Here is a 16,332-nt window from a genome sequence, read left to right on the forward strand (position 1 = left end):
CACCGCGACCGAGGGACGTGACCGATGGAAGAGCGCGACCGGCTGACCTACCGCTTCGAGGAGCATCGGACCTATTTGCGAGGCGTCGCCTATCGCATGCTCGGCTCGCTGAGCGAGGCCGACGACGCCGTGCAGGAGGCGTGGTTGCGGCTGAGCCGCGCCGACGCGAGCGCGGTCGACAACCTGCGCGCCTGGCTCACGACCGTGGTCGCGCGGATCTGCCTCAACCTGCTGCGCTCGCGCGGCACCCGGCGCGAGGAGCCGCTCGGCCCGCACGTGCCCGACCCGGTCGTGCAGCGCGAGGGCGGCGCCGACCCGGAGCGCGAGGCGCTCCTGGCCGAGTCCGTCGGGCTCGCGCTGCTGGTCGTGCTCGACGAGCTCGCGCCCGCCGAGCGGCTCGCGTTCGTGCTGCACGACAGCTTCGGCGTGTCGTTCGACGCCATCGCCGCGCTGGTCGGGCGTACGCCCGAGGCCGCGCGCCAGCTCGCCAGCCGCGCGCGCCGGCGCGTGCGCGACGCGGCGCCCGTGCCCGACCCCGACCTGGCGCGTCAGCGCGAGGTCGTGTCGGCCTTCTTCGCGGCCACGCGCGCCGGCGACCTCGGCGCCCTCGTCGCCCTGCTCGCCCCCGACGTGGTGTTGCGCGCCGACGGCGGCACCGCGCGCGCCGACGTCTCGGTGGTCGCCCGCGGCCCGCGGGCGGTGGCCGAGCACTCGCTCGGCTTCGCCGCGATGAGCCCGTTCGTCCGCCCGGCCGTGGTCAACGGCGCCGCCGGGGCCGTCGTCGCCCCCGACGGCCGGCCGTTCTCGGTCATGAGCTTCATCGTCCAGGGCGGCCGGATCGCCGCCATCGACGCCCTCGTCGACCCCGAGCGGCTGAGCCGGCTCGACCTCGCCGACCTCGACGAGTGACCTGGCCCTCGAGACATGTCTTCAAACACCTCGCCCCAGGGCCGCGAGCGACGTCACATGTCTCTTCAAACATGTGACGGCCCGCGGCCCGGCGCACCGCCCTGTCCTTTCAGACATGTCCCGAGTGCCGCCTCACGCCCACTCGGTCAGGCCCTCGATCGTGTACAGGCGGCGCCAGCTCGGCCGCGCCTTCACGCGGCCGGCCAGCGCGGCCAGGTGGGGCCATTCGGTGGCCGGCCGCGGCATCTTCCGCGACCAGCGCATCAGCATCGTCGCGTACAGGTCGGGCGCGCCGACCTCCGCGCCGAGCAGGTACGGCCCGGCCGCGCCGAGGTGGGCGTCGAGGCGGTCCCAGGCCGCCTCGATGCGCCGGCGCGCCGCCGCCAGCACCGCCTCCGCCGCGACGCCCTCGGCCTCGGGGTAGAACCACCAGCGGAACGCCGGCTGCAGCGAATTGGCGAGGTACAGCATCCATTGCAGGTAGTCGGCCCGCGCCGGCGAGCCCGGCGGCGGGGCCAGGTTCGCCTCGGGGTGGCGCTCGGCGAGCAGCAGCGCCAGCGCGGCGGTCTCCCACCGCGGCGCGCCGTCGACGATCAGCGTCGGCACCACGCCGCCCGGGTTGAGGCGCAAATACGCCGGGTCGCGCTGGGCTCCGGCGTCGAGGTCGACGCGGCGCAGCTCGTGCGGCGCGCCGATCTCGAGCAAGAGCAGGTGGACCAGCATGCTGGCCGAGCCGGGCGAGTAATAGAGCGTGTACATGCGCCTCCGCGGGGACGCGACGATACCCGCGCGCCCCCGCGGAGCTCAAGCGGCCCGCGGCGTCACGGGAGGCCGCAGAGGCCCAGGTTCTCCAGGCCCGGCGGCGGCGTCTCCATCGGCGAGAACCACGGCAGGCACTCCTGATCGACCCCCGGGCAGCTGTTGGCCGCGCTCACGTCGCAGAACGGGATGCAGCAGCCCAGGGCCATCGGGTCGCACTCGCTGGCCAGGGCCAGCTCGGTGCTGCAGAACAGCCCCGGGTCGCAGGCGTTGGCGTACTCGCAGGCGTCGAACGCCTGGCCCTCGGCGCCGCTGGCGTCGAGGACGCAGATGAACGTGTCGGAGTCGGGGAACGGGATGCAGGTGTCGCCGGCCGCGCAGTCCTGCGCGAGCGGGTCGCAGTCGGGCAGGCAGATGTTCAGCTCCCCGTCGTTGAGCACGACGCAGTGGCTGCCGGCGTCGCAGGTCGGCGACTCCGGCGAGCCCTCGCACAGGGCGACGCAGGTGCCCTCGAACGTGACCGGGTCCGCGTCCCAGCACACCGCCCCGGCCTCGCAGTCGTCCTCGCCGCTGTTGTAGTCGCCGGTGACGTGACACGGGTCGCCGGCCTCCTCGGGCGTCGGGTCGAGGTCGACGCAGCGCCACTTTTCCCAGGTCGGGCCGTCGGGGGTGGCGTCGTACGGCGCGCACTTCTGGCCCGCCGGGCAGTCCTGCGCCCATGGGTCGCACGCCGGCTCGCCCGTGTCGCCGCTGGTGTTGGTCGCGGTGATGGTCCCGGTCTCGCCGGTCTCCCCGGTCTCCCCGGTCTCCCCGCCGGTCTGCGACTCGCTCGAGGCCCCGCCGGAGCTCTGCCCCTCGGTCGCGTTCGAGGTCTGCCCCTCCGTGCCGCCCGAGCCCTGGCTGCCGCCCGAGCTCTGCCCCTCGGTGCCGGCGTCGGAGTTCTGCCCCTCGCTGTCGCCGCTGCCCGAGCCCTGGGTGTCGCCGAATTCGCCGAGCAAGATCTTCGGGTCGCAGGCGACGAGCGCGAGCCCGCCGAGCAGGAGCCCCGCCGCGCGTGTGATGAATGGAGATGATACGATTCGCATGCTCATGGTCCTCGCGCAGACATTCGCCGCCGGCCGCTCACCTCATTAAACATTCTGCGCCGCCGACCTCACCGATCCTCCGAGGTGTCTTTCTGAACATGTCCCTCGGGGCATGCAGCGGCGACCCGCGCCGCGTAGGTCGAGCGCGGGTGGGCGCGCAGGAACGCGGCCGCCTCGTCGGCCCCGCGCGCGACCTCGCCGGCGGCGCACAGCGCCAGCACGCGCAGCGCCTGCCGCTCCTCCGTCATGCTGCCGCCGGCGAAGCTCTCCGCGTGGCGGTCGAGCAGCGCCAGCGCCGTCTCCGGCTGGCCGCCGCGCAGCGCCGCCCGGGCCTCCTGCAGCAGCGCCATCTCGGCGAGCACGCGGTCGCCGTCGCCGGCGAGGCCCTCGCGCGCGTCGGCGCCCGGCGCCCCGTCCCCGCCCTCGGCGAGCCCCGGCTCGTCCGCGGCGGCCCTGCTCGCTCGCGCCGGCGAGCCGCGACCATGACCGGCCGCGGCCCGCTGCCGCCCCGGGCTCGCCCGCGTCTCTGCCTCGCGCTTCACCGTCTCGAGCCAGCGGACCGCGCCCGCGGACTCCTCACGCGGCCGCGCCTCCAGCGGATCGGGCTCCGCCGCGTCGTACGCGGCCAGATCTCGCATGTCCTGCAAAACATGTCCTGAAGCGAAGATCCGGGCCAGGTCGAGCTGCCACGCCGCCAGCAGCAGCAAGCCGGCCGCCAGCGCCAGCCAGGGCGCCCGGCTCGGCGACCGCCTGCCGGGGTCGCGGGCGTCGGCGCGTTCGGCCGCGGCCAGCGTCGCCCACAGCTCCGCCTCCGCCGCGGCCGACGGGCGCGCGCAGGCCTTGTACGCGGCGATCAGCGCGCGGGACGTCGGTTCATCGGTCATGCGGCCTCCGGAGGGAGCGAGCGCGCAGGCGCTGGCTGAATTGCTCGAGCTTGAGCCGCGCGGCCCGCAGCCGCGAGAACACCGTGCCCAGCGGGATCTCGAGCGCCTCGGCGATCTCCGACGCCGTCAGCCCCTCGATGTCGGCGAGCAGGAACACCATGCGCTTGTCCTCGTCGAGCCCGTCGAGGAACTCCTGCATGAACGCGGCCGCCTGGCGCAGCTCGAACGACGCCTCGGGCTCGCGCGGCGGCAGCGGCGGCTCGACCGCGGACAGCCGCCGTTCGCGGCGCGTGTGCGCGCGGCGGCGCATCAGCACCACGTTGCGGGTGATCCCGAACAGCCACGCGGGCAGCGAGCGCGACGGCTGGAACGTGTGCAGGCGCCGATGCACGACCAGGAACACCTCCTGGGCGACGTCGTCGGCGTCGTCGGCCGGCACGCCGAAGGCCCGGGCGATCCGCCACACCGTCCCGAGGTGGCGGGCGAACACCTCGCGCAGGCTCGGCGCGCCGCACTCGACCTCGGCCGCGAACTCGGCCGAGGTCAGGGGCGTGTCGAGCGTCTTGCTCACCGGGTCGATCTTTTCCGCCGGCGAGCGATCGCATTAACCCCGGCGCACGATTTTTTCGCCGGCGCACGATCGCTCACGGGAACCGCGCCTCGACCTGCAAGAACCCGCGGAACCCCGCCGGGCCGACGCGGAGGACCTCGGCGTCGCCCTCGAACACGAACTGCGGGCGGCGCAGCGCGATCGCGGCCTCCGCCTGCAGGCCCAGCGCGAAGAACCCTCGCAGCGCCCGCGGCGCCCACGCCAGCCCGGCCCCGACGAGCGCCGCCCCCCACAGCACCGTCGCCTCGTAGTTGGGCTCGCCGCCGCTCCCCGCGGCCTGCAGCGCGCCCAGCTCGATCCCCGCGTGCAGCGGCAGCTCCAGCGGCCCCGCGCGCAGCACCGGACCGCCGCGCAGCTGCCCGGCGTGGACCGAAAATTCCGCCCCGTACGGCCGCTCGCCCCCGCGCCGCACCTCGCTCGTGAACCACCGCGCGTAGCCCAGGGTCAGCCGCGCCCGCGGCCACGCCAGCCCGGCCCCCGCGGCCAGGCCCGCCCCGACCGGCAGCATCCCCGCCTGCACGCCCGGACCGAGGGACACGAGCCCGCGGACCGCTCGACGACGGCGCGCGCGCGGGCCCGGCGGCGCCTTGGCGGGCAGCGGCTCGACCTCCGCGAGGGCCGTCGCGGCGGTCGGTTCGGCTTCGGCGGTCGCCTCGGGCTTCGGCCCCGGCCCGGCCTCGGGCTGCGGCTGGGGCGGCGCCGCCGGGGCCGGCGGCGCGGGCACGACGTCCTCGGGCTCGCGCTGCGCCGGGTCGACGGCGATGGCGATCACGAACGCCGCTGCGCGCACCGCCGCGTCGCAGCTGGCGACCGCGAGCGTGCGCTCCTGCGTGCGCCCGTCGGTGGCGATGGCGACGACGACCTGCCAGCCCGCGCCGCCCGGACGCGCCTGCACGCGGATGCTCCCCGTCGCCGCCGCCTCGGCCACGGGGTCGAGGTGACGGGAGATCTCGGCCTTCAGCGCGGCGACGTCGGGGCACCCCGCCGGCGCGTCCCACTCGAGCGTCGGCACCGCGGCGGCCCGCGCGTCGGCCGGGGCGCTCACGCCCATGCACAGGGCCAACAGCCCCGGCCTGCAGCGAGAGAGCGATGCCCGGCCCATGCGGTCGCCGCAGGATACGTGAGCCGCTCCGTGATGCAAACGCGGACGCCGGCCGGTGCGAGCTCGCGCCGGGACGTCCTCGGCGAGCTCCCGGGCGCGCGCGGGACGTCCCCATCGCCGTCACATGTCTCGATGGACATGTCTCAAAAAACATGTCACTCGAAGCCTCCGGAGCGACGAGGCCGGCAGCGGGCCGCCGGCGTCGAGGTGCCGCCATTGGCTCATCCCGGTCGGAGCGGACCGACGCGCGCCTCGCCGACCGCGTCGATCCGCGACGCGACCGTCAACGGCGGCTGCGCGCGCATCAGTCCACGCCCGGCGCTGGCGATCGACGCGACGATCTCTTACGCTCGTCGCATGCCTCGCGCTCGCTGGCCCCGGTGCGCGCTGATCCTCGCGCTGGTCACGGCGGGCGCGTGTACCCACGCCAGGCCGGAGGCCCGCGCCGACGCGTCCGCCGACGCGATCGCAAATCCCGTCGCCGAGGCGACGGCCGGCGACGTCCCGCCGGTCGTCGACGACTACTATCCCCCGGACCAGGAGCCGGGGCCGCCGCGCTGGCGCGTCTCCGAGGTCGATCCGCGGCTCGTCGTCCGCGAGGGCAGCGACGAGCTCGGCTTCCTCGAGCAGCAGTGCGCGTACGACGAGCCGTGCGGCTGCCTCGTCGCCGCCGAGCACCGCTATCGCCGCCGCGGCGACGGCTGGTCGATCACGGTCGTGCTCCCCGAGGTCGAGATCCGGCGAATCGTCAAGCGCGGCACCTGCATCGAGAGCTGCGGCCACCCGATGCCGCCCGAGCCGCCTTCGATCCGCTCGCTCGGCGCGATCGCGCCGACAGCCGTCGAGATCGACGTGCAGCGCCCGCGCAAGGTCGTCAAGAAGCGGACGTGCACCGATCCGCTGGCCCCCCCGTGAACCTGCGCCGCGCGGGCCCGGTATGATCATTCTCCGCTCGTCGGGGTGACCCGGCCGCGATCGCGGTCACGCCGCGGACGCTGCCGCCCTTCCCCGCCGCAGTCGCGCCTCCTTCCGGCCCCGCGTCGAACCGCCCGGGCCCCTGCGGCCCCCGGTGCGGAAGCACTCGACGGCCCTCGCCGGGGTGAACGGGTCGTCGCGGTCATGGGGACGACGCGCCGCGGAACAGCCCTCACGAGCGCGCGTGGAGCGGGCCCGGGCGCGAGCGCCGGCGGGGCGTCGCGCCACCCGCGGCCCGGCTCTCGGCGAGCTTCTATCAGACTGATCGATCGACGCGCGGAGCCGGCCCGGGTGGGCGCGCCGGCGCGTCGCCCCGCCCCGGGGCCTCCTGGCTCTTGGCGCACGTCTATCAGACTGATATATAGGCGCGCAGAGGTCCGCCATGGCGCGAGAGAACACCTGCCGGTTCGCCGTCCTGGGCATGCTGTGCCGGAAGCCCATGAGCGGCTACGGCCTGCGCCGGGCGATCGAGCAGACGGTGGGGCACTTCTGGCAGGAGAGCTACGGCAACCTGTACCCGACGCTGGAGCGGATGGAGGCCGAGGGGCTGATCGCGCTCGATCGGGAGGAGCGTTCGCCGGGCGGGCGGGTGCGCAAGGTGTACCGGGTCACGACGGAAGGGCGGCGGGTGTGCGCGGGCTGGTTGCGCCGGCCGGTGGTGCCGCACGTGGAGCGCAACGAGCTGCTGCTCAAGCTCTTCTTCGGCGCCCGGGTCGGGCCGAAGGACTCGCTGGCGCACGTCGAGCGCAGCCGGGCCGAGGCCGAGGGGCTGCTGGACGCGCTGCGGCGCATCGACGAGGACGCCCGGCGCGAGCGCGAGGGCGACCCGGAGCTGCCGTACTGGCACCTGTCGATCCGCGCGGGGTTGCTCGGGCTCGAGGCGCACCTGCGCTGGTGCGACGAGGCTCGAGCGACGCTGCAGGGCCTGGCACGCGCGCAGGCTGCGAAGAAGAAGAGGGGGAAACAGGATGCGCGGTGAAGCCGGCGCGCGGCGTCGTGGGCCAAGCTCGAGGCCCAGCAGGCGGACGGGCGATGAACCCCTGCGACGGCTCCTGCCGTGGCTCGCCCTGGCGGGCGGGGCCGGCATGTCGATGCTCTTGAACTCGGAAGCGTCGCTGCTGCCCGGCTGGTGGATGGGGGCCTTGATGCTCTACTTCGTCCGCCGGCAGCGGCCGGGGGTCGGCTTCGCCGCCATGCTCTGCGTCAACACGCTCGCCACCGGCGTGGCGAACCTCGAGGTGTTCCCCGGGTCCGTCGCCGGCAGCTTCGGGATGGCCTTCGGCGGCGCGCTGTTCCTGGCGCTGGTGTTCCTGGCGGACCGGCTGGTCGTGGGGCCGCGGGCGTCGTTCGCGGGGACGCTCTTTTTGCCGGCGGCGATGACGGGGCTCGAGTTCTTCAGCAGCCTCGGCAACCCCTTCGGCACCTGGGGCTCGCTGGCGTACACCCAGGCCGGCGCGCCCGCGCTGGTGCAGCTCGTGTCGGTGACGGGCCTGTGGGGCCTGACCTTCGTGCTGACGTGGTTCGCCTCCGTGGCCAACTGGGCCTGCGAGCACCGCGACGACGGGCGCCGGGTGCTGCGCGGCGTCGCCGTGTTCGCGGGCGTGCTCGCAGCGATCGTCGCGTTCGGCGCGCTGCGGCTCGCGCGGGCGGGGAGCGTGGGCAAGCCCGTGCGGGTCGCCGGCATCACCGTGGCGGGCGAAGTGGCCGCGGGGCGCGAGGCGGGGCTGTCCCGGCTCATCCAGGGCGAGGCGTTCGCGGACGAAGACTGGCGCGCCTTCGCCGAGGCCTCGGCCGCGGTGAACGAGGCGCTGTTGCGCCTGTCGGAGCGCGAGGCCGAGCGTGGCGCGGCGCTCATCCTCTGGTCCGAGGGCAACGCGGTGGTGCTGGCCGAGCAATTGCCGGCCCTGCTGGCCCGCGGCAGCGCCCTGGCGCGCGAGCGGAGGGTGTGGCTCGGCATGGCGGTGGCGAGCCTCGACCCCGCGGCGGAACGCATGCTGCGCAACGAGCTCGTGCTGATGACGCCGGACGGGAGCGTGGCCTGGCGCTACGTGAAAGCCCGGCCGGTCCCGGGCTGGGAAGCGGACCACTCCGTTCCCGGCAGCCCGGAGGTGCCGGTGCTGCGCGACACGGACGTGGGCAACCTGGGCGGCGCCATCTGCTTCGATGCGGACTTCCCGGCGCACTTCGCCGACCCGACGTCCCGCGGGCTCGAGCTGCTCCTGCTGCCGGCGAGCGACTGGCGCGGGATCCTCGGGCCGCACATGCGACAGGCGGTGTTCCGCGCGGTGGAGCAGGGCTTCAGCATGGTGCGGCAGGCGAACCAGGGCCTGTCGGTGGCGGTCGACGGCTACGGCCGCGTGTACGGCGAGCTCGACCACTTCGCGACGGAGGATCGGGTGCTGCGCGCGGAGCTGCCGGTGGGGCGCGTGCCGACGCTCTACGCGCGCATCGGCGACTCGGTCGGGACGCTCTCCGGCCTGCTCGCGCTCGGGTGGGTGGGCTGGTCCGTCGTGGGAGGGATCGCCCGGCGGCGGCGCGCGCGGGCGAGGCCTGGCGGGTCGCCGCAGGCCGGGTGAGCGCTCCTCCGCCGGCCCGAGTCGCGCGCCGCCCGCCCTCAATCGTCGATCGCCTGATACGCCAGCGTCCAGAAGTCGCGGCACACCGGCGGAGGTTGCGGCGAGGACCACATGCGTTGCGTGAACAGCAGCGTGATCATGTGCTCCTGCGGATCGGAGCGCCACACCGAGCCGAGCCCGCCGTCCCAGCCGTACTGGCCGATGGGGGCATACGCGTGGTCGCGTCGGGTCACGACCGAGACGCCGAAGCCGTACCCGCTCGCGGCGAAGTCCTCCGGCGTGAAGCCCGACCTGGCCTTTTGCGCCGGCGTCAGGTGATCGGTCGTCATCAGCTCGACCGACGGGCGCGACAGGATCCGCTCGCCCCCGTAGGTCCCGCCGGCCAGCAGCATGCGCGCGAACGCCGAAAAATCGTCGGCCGTCGACACCAGCCCCGCCGCGCCCGACGCGAACGCCGGCGGGCGGCTCCACTGCCCGCCGCGGCTCTCGTCGTACACCGCCAGCGAGCCGTCGGGCTGCGGCCAGTAGCTCGTGGCGAGGCGATCGATCTGCGCCTCCGGCACGAAGAACCCGGTGTCCTTCATCCCGAGCGGCTCGAAGATCCGCGCGCGCAGGAACGCCGGGAACGGCTGGCCCGAGGCGCGCTCGATCAAGATCGACAGCAGGTCGGAGCCGGTGTTGTAGAGCCAGCGATCGCCCGGCTGGTACATCAGCGGCAGCGTGGAGAATTTTGCCAGCCACGCGTCGCCCGGCGGCACCTTCGCCGGCGCGGGCGGGCCCATCTCGAGCCCCAGCGCCGCGGCGGCGCGCTGGATCGGGTACGTCCCCGGCATCGCCATCACCATCCCGAAGCCGAGCCGGAACGTCAGCAGGTCGCGGACCGTGATCGCCCGCTCCGCCGGCACCGTGTCCTCGACCGGCGCGTCGATCGCCCGCAGCACCCGCCGCTCGGCCAGCTCGGGCATCCACGCGTCGACCGCGTCGTCGAGCCGCAGCTTGCACTCCTCCACCAGGATCATCGTCGCCACCGCCGTGACCGGCTTGGTCATCGAGCTGATGCGAAAGATGCTGTCGCGCCGCACCGGCGGCCCCCCGACCGCGAGGTTGCCCATCACCTCGACGTGGGTCTCGTCGCCGCGGCTCACCACGGCGACCAGCCCCGGCACCTCGCCGCGCTCGACGTACCCGGCCAGCCCCGCCCGCATGCGGCCGAGCCGCGTCTTCGAGAACTTCTGCTTCCGTTCCAGAGATGTTCGGTCCATCGTCGCCTCTTTTCGTCGGTTCCGAGGGGTGGACCGGGGCGCCGCGGGAAACTCATCGGTGCCCCTTCGCCGCCCACACAGGATGAAGCGCACGAGTTCGCGCCGGTCGCATCCACCGAGCCCGAAGCGACTCGCACGGTCGAGCCCGGTTCAGCGCCCGAGCCTGCCGACGACGATCACCGCCCCGACAATCCCGCCGATCGCCTTCCTAGCCGGTGACCTCGATTGACCGACCACGAAGGCCGCGCTCCCCCTTCGCCACCGCTTCGATGGTCGTCGTCATGTATCGTCGCCCCACGCGACGAGCCAAGCGCTCTCGAGCCAGCGGGTTCGGCTGCAGGGGTCCGCGGCGGGCAGCGCCGGAGCCGGGCGCCACCTCGCCGCACCCACGTGAGCACCAGCTCGCCGGTCGGCCCGAGATGGGCGAGCGGCACGGCTCCGGCACTGACGCCGTCGCCTCGAGGGAGGCGGCCGTCCGCGTCACCCTATGCAAGGACATGTCTCGCAGGACATTGTCCAAAAAACATGTACCGGACAAGCAGCGCCGTCTCGCCGCCGCGAGCTCGACCACGAATGCAGTTCAGCCACAAGGACATGTCCCACGGGACCTGCCCTCATGGACATTCACGTTCTTGAAAAATTTCTCGGCTCACCGGCTCGGCGCGTCGTCTCGCCGCGTCCGCGTCCCGCTGCGCGTCTGCGCCAGCGCGTGGGCCATCCCGCTCTGCAGCGTCCCGAGCGTGATCAGCCCGTCGAGCGGCGCCTGGTCGCGGACCAGCAGCTGCGCCGTCTCGGCCCGCACTCCGGTCAAGATCGCCTGCGCGCCGACCAGGCGCAGCGCCGCCGCGGCGCGCACCAGGATCGCGGCCGCCGACGCGTCGAGCTGGCGCACCCCGGTGATGTCGAGGATCACCACCTGCGCGCGCGTGCGGACCGAGCCCTCGAGGGCCGTCGCCAGCACCTGGCTCGCGCGGGCCTCGTCCATCAGGCCGATCAGCGGCATCACCACGATCGTCTCCGTGATCGGCAAGAGCGGCGCCGCCATGTCGGCCAGGCGCTCCTCCTGGACGCGGAGGATCTCCGCCTGCGCCGCCGCCCGTTCGCGTTCGGCGCGCTCGCGCTCCCCGATCTCGCGCTGCGTCTGCGCGTGGGCCTCGCGCAGCGCCTCGCCCTGGCGGGCCAGATCGGCGTTGACCGCCTGCAGCTGATCGATCGCCGCCTGCAGGTCGCGCGTGCGGGCCTCGACCTGCAGCTCGAGCCGCTCGTTGGCCCGCGTCAATTGCTCGTGGGCCTGCTGCACGCTCGCGTACAGGCGCGCGTTCTCGATCGCCGCCGCCGCCTGTGCCGACAGCAATTGCAGCAGCTCCACGCGCTCGGCGACGAAGGCGTCGCGGGCCGCGTTGTTCTCGACGTAGAGCACCCCCGACAGCCGGCCCTGGTGGAGCAGCGGCAGGCACAGCACCGACTTCGGCTGGTGGCGGGCGACGTACGGATCGCGGGAGAACCGCGGCTCCGCGCTCGCGTCGGCCAGCACCAGGCCCTCGCGGCTGCGGCCGACGAATCGCACCACCGACGTCGCCAGCGCCGCGTCCTCGGTCATCGGGCGCTCGTGACCGACGTGGACCTCGTCGGGGGCCGTCCGCATCTCCGCCGCGATCGCCCACGACTCGTCCTGCGGCACCAGCAAGAAGCCGCGCTGCGCGCCCGCGCGGAGCATCACGATGCGCATCAACCGATCGAGCAGACGGTCGAGCACCAGCTCGCCCGCGACCGCCTGGGCCGCGCGCAGCAGCCCCTCGACGTCGAGCGAGCTGCCGTTCAGCACCCGCGTCGTCGTCGTCGTGCGGCCCGACGCGTGCGGCGCTCGCGTCGGCGCCGGCGCGAACAGCTCGTCGTACGCGGCCGACAGCTGATTCGCCTTCGCCGTCGCTCCCCAGCGCATGAACCCGGCCTGCGCGTCCTGCAGATACGCCGTCGCCAGCGAACGCCGCCCGCGGCGCAGGTACCAGCGCCCGGCGCATTCGCTGGTCAGCGCCGCGTGCAGCGTGAACCCGCGCGCCTGCGCCTCCGCGATCGCCTGCTCGTAGCCCCCGGCGGCCTCCGCGTCGCGCCCGGCGAGCCGCGCCGCCTCGGCGTCGAGCAGCAGCTGGATCGGCAGGAACTGGGCCGGGTTGCTGGTCGACCACCCCTGCAGCGTCGCCCGCGACTCCGCCAGCTCCTGCGCCAGCGCCGGCCGCTCCGTCGCGTCCGCCTCGTCGAATTGCGCCGCCGCCGTCAGCCCGGCGTACAGGCTCTGCTCCGTCGCGTAGTTGTGGCCCATGCCCGCGCCGGAGGCTTGCAGCGCGCGGGCCCGGGCCGCGAACGCCTGCGCCTCGGCGTAATCGCCGTACAGATACGCCAGCCGCAGCTTGCCGATCGCGTACAGCCACGGCACCAGCCCGCCCTGCGGCATGTGGCCGACGAACGCGTCCTCGTCGAAGCCGTCGCCCGACAGCGCGATCGTCGGCGCCGCGCCGGTGAGGTTGACGGCGATGCGCCGCATGAACTCGACCACCGCCGTCGAGGCCGCGTCGCGAGTCTTGCGCAGCAGCCCCGTCAGGTCGTCGAAGCGGGCCGCCGCGCCGCGGATGTCGGCGTCGGCGAGCAGCGCCTGCGCGGCCGATTGCAGGCAGTAGAACGACACGTACGCGAAGTTGCCGACCTCCAGCGCCCCACGCCGCGCCGAATCGCGGTACCCCTCGCCGGCCGCGTACGGCTGGCGGTAGAACACGATCGACGTCCCGAACAGGAAGTGGACCATGCAGCGGGTGTGCACGTCGCCGGTGCGCTCGTTGAGCTTGACCCCGAGCTCGCCGAATTCGTAGGCCTTGCCGAGCTCGCCGGCCACCCCGGCCAGCATCAGGCCGTACACGGAATAGGCGTAGTCGGACCCGGCGACCTCCCCGTGCCGCAGCGACAGGTTGACCATGTGCAGCACGACCCACGGGAACAGCGACGGCTTGCCGACGAACACCGGCCCGGACATCGACGCCAGCAGTTGCATCACCGTCGCCACGTCGGGGTCGCGGACCGGCGGCGCGTCGAGCAGCGCCGCGATCTGCCGCTCGCCGAGGTTGGCCTGCGCCGCCGCGAACCCGGCCGCGATCGCCGCCTGCAGCGCCGGCCCGTCGGCGGGCAGCACCACGTCGTACATCGCCAGCGCCGCGGCGGCGGCCGCCACCACCCCCTCGAAGTCGCCCATCGCCGCGTAGAGCAGGACCCGCAGGTTGTACACCTGCGCCCGCTCGCCGCGCGACCGCGCGTGCGCCAGCGCCTCGGCGAACAGCGCGTCGGCCTCGGCGAACGCCCCGCACAAATGCGTGGACTCGGCCAGCTCGACCCGCAGCGCGAACGTCAGCGCGTAATCATGCGACCACGCGTCCGCCGGCAGGCACTCGCAGCCGGCCTGGAAGTACTGCCGCGCCGCGTGGTACGCCGCCGCCGCGCGGGCCCGCCGGCCCGCCCGCAGGTTGAGCCGCGCCAGCGCCTCGCGCTCCTCGCCGGCGATCTGCGCCAGCGCGGCGTCGAGGTGGCCGACCACCTCGAACAGCGCCTCGTCGGGCACCCCCGCCGCGTGGCGATCGCGGAGCAGCCGTCCGATCCGCAGGTGCGCGGCCGTCCGCGCCGCCGGCGTCAGCAGCGAATCGGCGGCCTGCTGCACGCGGTCGTGCAAGAACCGCAGCTGCTCCTCGCTCTCCGCCCCGCCGGCCAGCGGTACCACCAATCCCTCGCGCACCAGCTCGCCGAGCGCCGCCCCGGCGTCGGGCTCGTCGGCGATCGCCGCCAGCGTGCGCCACGCGAAGCGGTAGCCGACGCAGGCCGCCAATTGCAGCAGTCGCTGGGCGGCCGGGCCGAGCCGGCGGATCTTCCCGGTCACGAGCTCGACCACGTTGTCGGTGACGTCGCAGGCCGCGACCTCGGCGTCGTCCCACACCCAGCGGCAGCCGGCCGCGTCCCAGCGCAGCAGGCGCTCCTCGGCCAGCATCAGCAAGAACTGGCCGATGAAGAACGGGTTGCAGTGGGTCTTGTCGGCGACGATCCGCGCCAGCGCGGCCACCTGCGGCCGCGGCATCACCAGCGTGTCCGCCAGCAATTCCTCGACGTCGCCGAGCTCGAGCGGACCGAGGTGGAACTCGCCCAGCTCGACCCCGGCCGCGCGCAGCTCGGCCAGCGCGACCGGCAGCGGGTGCCCGGCGCCGACCTCGTGATCGCGGTAGGCGCCGAGGACCAGCAAGTACCCGCATTCGGCGTCGAACAGCATCTCCTGCAGCAGCCGCAGCGACGCCGGATCGATCCACTGCAAATCGTCGAAGAACAGCACCAGCGGGTGGTCGGCGGCGGCGAACGTCCGCAGCAGCGCGGTGAAGACCAGGTTGAAGCGGTTCTGCGACTCCGCCGGCCCGAGCCGCGGCACCTCCGGCTGCGGCCCGACGATCAGCTCGAGCTCGGGGATCAGGTCGGTGAGCAGCTTGCCGCTGCTGCCGAGCGCCGCCGAGAGCGCCCGCTGCCACGCCTCGAGCGCCTCGGGGCGGGCTGCCAGCAGCGTCCGGCACAGCTCGCGGAACACCTGCGCGATCGGGGCGTAGGGCACCCCGCGGTCGTATTGATCGCACTTGGCCTCGACGAAGAACCCGCCGCCGCGGGCCACCGGCGCCGCCAATGTATGCACCAGCGCCGACTTGCCGCCGCCCGAATAGCCGCGGACCAATAGCAGCATCGCCCCGCCGTCGGCGACCTGCACGAAGGCCTCGAGCAGCGCGTCCATCTCGCGCTGGCGCCCGTACAGGCGCGGCGGGATCCGCGGCGTCGACGGCCGGTCGGCGTGGCCGAGCGCGAACGGTTCGATCGCGCCGCGGGCCGCCAGCTCCGCCGCGCAGCGCTGCAGGTCGGCCTTGAGCCCGGCCGCGCTCTGGTAGCGGTCCTCCGCGGCCTTGGCCAGCAGCTTCATCACGATGTCGGACACCACCTGCGGCACCCCGGAGAAGCGCACCGCCGGCGCCACCGGCACCCGCGCCAGCTGGCTGTGGACCAGCTCCATCGCGTCGACGACCTCGAACGGCAGCGCGCCGGTCAGCAGCTCGTAGAGCGTCACGCCCAGCGAATAGAGATCCGAGCGGGCGTCGATCGGCCGGTTCATCCGCCCGGTCTGCTCGGGCGACATGTACGCCAGCGTGCCGGCGGTGCGCTCCACCGTCGCGGCCCGCTGCGGCTCCTCGCCGGCGGTGACGGCCAGGCTGAAGTCGATCAGCGTCACTCGGCGGGTCGCCGGGTCGTAGACGATGTTGTGCGGCTTGATGTCGCGGTGCAGCAGCGGATAGCGGTGCAGCAGGTCGAGCGTCCCCGCCACCTCGACGCCGATCGCCAGCACCGTCGCCAGGTCGAGCGCGCCGGCCTGGAACAGCACGTCGAGCGAGCGGCCGCCGCAGTCCGCGAGCACGAGCGCCAGCTCGTCCCCGATCGCCTCGAGCGCGTGGGCCTTGATCACGCCCGGGAGGTCGATCGAGCGCAGCACCGCGAACTCGTGGCGCAGCGCGCCCTGGACCGCCGGCGCCAGCGCCCCGCCCTTGCCGATCTTGAGCACCACCCGCGCCCCGTCTCGCGCGCGGATCGCCCGGTGAATGACGACCCCTGCCCCTTCGTGCAGCTTCTCCGTCAGCGTGTACGCGGCCTGTCCTGCCATCATTGTGCTCCGTACCGTCTGCGGACAATCACCGCGGCCGGGCAGGCCGGCGATCAGCGTCCTCCTACGAACAGGGTACGATCCAACTCACGAGCGGGTAAAGCCTCCGCGTCGGCGCACGCGGAGCGGTTGCATGTAGGCACATGCGAGCGATCCGCAACCAATGCACACCGTGACCCGCGCGCACGGCGCAACCCGAGAACGCGCGCGAAATCGCGTTTCGGGCCGTTCGAGCCGCACCGGTGATTCCGACCCCGACCTCGCCCGGCGCCCGCTGCCCACAATCCAATCACCACAGCCCGACCGGACCGGCGCCGTCGACCTCCGACGCCCTCGCGAGGCCCGCCCTCGCGGACCTCGCCCCTCCGAGCCGGCGAGGCCGATCGAGCCGCCAATCACTCGCGCCCGCGCCGTCGATTCACCGATCGTCCGTCCGGCAGGATCGGCCCGG

At 74.1% G+C, this 16,332-nt stretch carries 11 protein-coding genes; 4 read left to right on the top strand and 7 right to left on the bottom strand.

The window, feature by feature from the left end; translation table 11 throughout:
- The first annotated feature begins 24 nt into the window (after positions 1-24).
- Complete coding sequence (gene sigJ / locus NAEX_RS09240; protein WP_096327136.1) at positions 25-909, top strand: RNA polymerase sigma factor SigJ; 885 nt, start codon at positions 25-27, stop codon at positions 907-909.
- 132 nt (positions 910-1,041) lie between these two features.
- On the opposite strand, the gene NAEX_RS09245 is transcribed toward sigJ, so the two are convergent.
- From NAEX_RS09245 to NAEX_RS09265, 5 genes are all read right to left on the bottom strand, one after another.
- Complete coding sequence (locus tag NAEX_RS09245; protein ID WP_096327137.1) at positions 1,042-1,668, bottom strand: glutathione S-transferase family protein; 627 nt, start codon at positions 1,666-1,668, stop codon at positions 1,042-1,044.
- A 62-nt stretch (positions 1,669-1,730) separates the two neighbouring features.
- Complete coding sequence (locus tag NAEX_RS09250) at positions 1,731-2,753, bottom strand: hypothetical protein (protein ID WP_143141265.1); 1,023 nt, start codon at positions 2,751-2,753, stop codon at positions 1,731-1,733.
- A 68-nt stretch (positions 2,754-2,821) separates the two neighbouring features.
- Positions 2,822-3,637, bottom strand: a complete 816-nt coding sequence (locus NAEX_RS09255) for a hypothetical protein (protein ID WP_096327139.1) — start codon at positions 3,635-3,637, stop codon at positions 2,822-2,824.
- A complete protein-coding gene (locus tag NAEX_RS09260; RefSeq protein ID WP_170135584.1) occupies positions 3,627-4,208 on the bottom strand; it encodes an RNA polymerase sigma factor in 582 nt (193 codons plus the stop codon). The genes NAEX_RS09255 and NAEX_RS09260 overlap by 11 nt, the downstream gene beginning before the upstream one ends.
- 73 nt (positions 4,209-4,281) lie before the next feature.
- Complete coding sequence (locus NAEX_RS09265; RefSeq protein WP_143141264.1) at positions 4,282-5,292, bottom strand: hypothetical protein; 1,011 nt, start codon at positions 5,290-5,292, stop codon at positions 4,282-4,284.
- A gap of 414 nt (positions 5,293-5,706) precedes the next feature.
- Between NAEX_RS09265 and NAEX_RS09270 the strand changes: the two genes are divergently transcribed.
- The 3 genes from NAEX_RS09270 to NAEX_RS09280 all read left to right on the top strand — a co-directional run bounded on the left by NAEX_RS09270 (position 5,707) and on the right by NAEX_RS09280 (position 8,900).
- On the top strand, positions 5,707-6,264 hold the full coding sequence (locus tag NAEX_RS09270) for a hypothetical protein (RefSeq protein ID WP_100793428.1): 558 nt from the start codon (positions 5,707-5,709) through the stop codon (positions 6,262-6,264).
- Between the two features lie 442 nt (positions 6,265-6,706).
- Positions 6,707-7,303, top strand: a complete 597-nt coding sequence (locus tag NAEX_RS09275) for a PadR family transcriptional regulator (RefSeq protein ID WP_096327143.1) — start codon at positions 6,707-6,709, stop codon at positions 7,301-7,303.
- 106 nt (positions 7,304-7,409) lie between these two features.
- Positions 7,410-8,900: a nitrilase-related carbon-nitrogen hydrolase gene (locus NAEX_RS09280; protein ID WP_245913651.1), complete on the top strand. Its 1,491-nt coding sequence runs from the start codon at positions 7,410-7,412 to the stop codon at positions 8,898-8,900.
- A 38-nt stretch (positions 8,901-8,938) separates the two neighbouring features.
- Here the strand turns inward: NAEX_RS09280 and NAEX_RS09285 are convergent, their stop codons facing one another.
- Together NAEX_RS09285 and NAEX_RS09290 are read right to left on the bottom strand one after the other, a co-directional pair.
- A complete protein-coding gene (locus tag NAEX_RS09285; protein WP_096327145.1) occupies positions 8,939-10,162 on the bottom strand; it encodes a serine hydrolase domain-containing protein in 1,224 nt (407 codons plus the stop codon).
- Between the two features lie 649 nt (positions 10,163-10,811).
- Positions 10,812-15,881, bottom strand: coding sequence for an AAA family ATPase (locus NAEX_RS09290; protein WP_177326039.1), 5,070 nt, complete (start codon positions 15,879-15,881; stop codon positions 10,812-10,814).
- Between the last annotated feature and the right edge of the window lie 451 nt (positions 15,882-16,332).

The sequence above is a fragment of the Nannocystis exedens genome (genome assembly GCF_002343915.1).
Taxonomy (GTDB): Bacteria; Myxococcota_A; Polyangia; order Nannocystales; family Nannocystaceae; genus Nannocystis; species Nannocystis exedens.

Bases quoted from the DNA above. Each gene is read 5' to 3' on its own strand.
- sigJ (WP_096327136.1), top strand. From the start codon at position 25: ATGGAAGAGCGCGACCGGCTGACCTACCGCTTCGAGGAGCATCGGACC.
- NAEX_RS09245 (WP_096327137.1), bottom strand. From the start codon at position 1,668: ATGTACACGCTCTATTACTCGCCCGGCTCGGCCAGCATGCTGGTCCAC.
- NAEX_RS09250 (WP_143141265.1), bottom strand. From the start codon at position 2,753: ATGCGAATCGTATCATCTCCATTCATCACACGCGCGGCGGGGCTCCTG.
- NAEX_RS09255 (WP_096327139.1), bottom strand. From the start codon at position 3,637: ATGACCGATGAACCGACGTCCCGCGCGCTGATCGCCGCGTACAAGGCC.
- NAEX_RS09270 (WP_100793428.1), top strand. From the start codon at position 5,707: ATGCCTCGCGCTCGCTGGCCCCGGTGCGCGCTGATCCTCGCGCTGGTC.
- NAEX_RS09275 (WP_096327143.1), top strand. From the start codon at position 6,707: ATGGCGCGAGAGAACACCTGCCGGTTCGCCGTCCTGGGCATGCTGTGC.
- NAEX_RS09280 (WP_245913651.1), top strand. From the start codon at position 7,410: ATGTCGATGCTCTTGAACTCGGAAGCGTCGCTGCTGCCCGGCTGGTGG.
- NAEX_RS09285 (WP_096327145.1), bottom strand. From the start codon at position 10,162: ATGGACCGAACATCTCTGGAACGGAAGCAGAAGTTCTCGAAGACGCGG.
- NAEX_RS09290 (WP_177326039.1), bottom strand. From the start codon at position 15,881: ATGGCAGGACAGGCCGCGTACACGCTGACGGAGAAGCTGCACGAAGGG.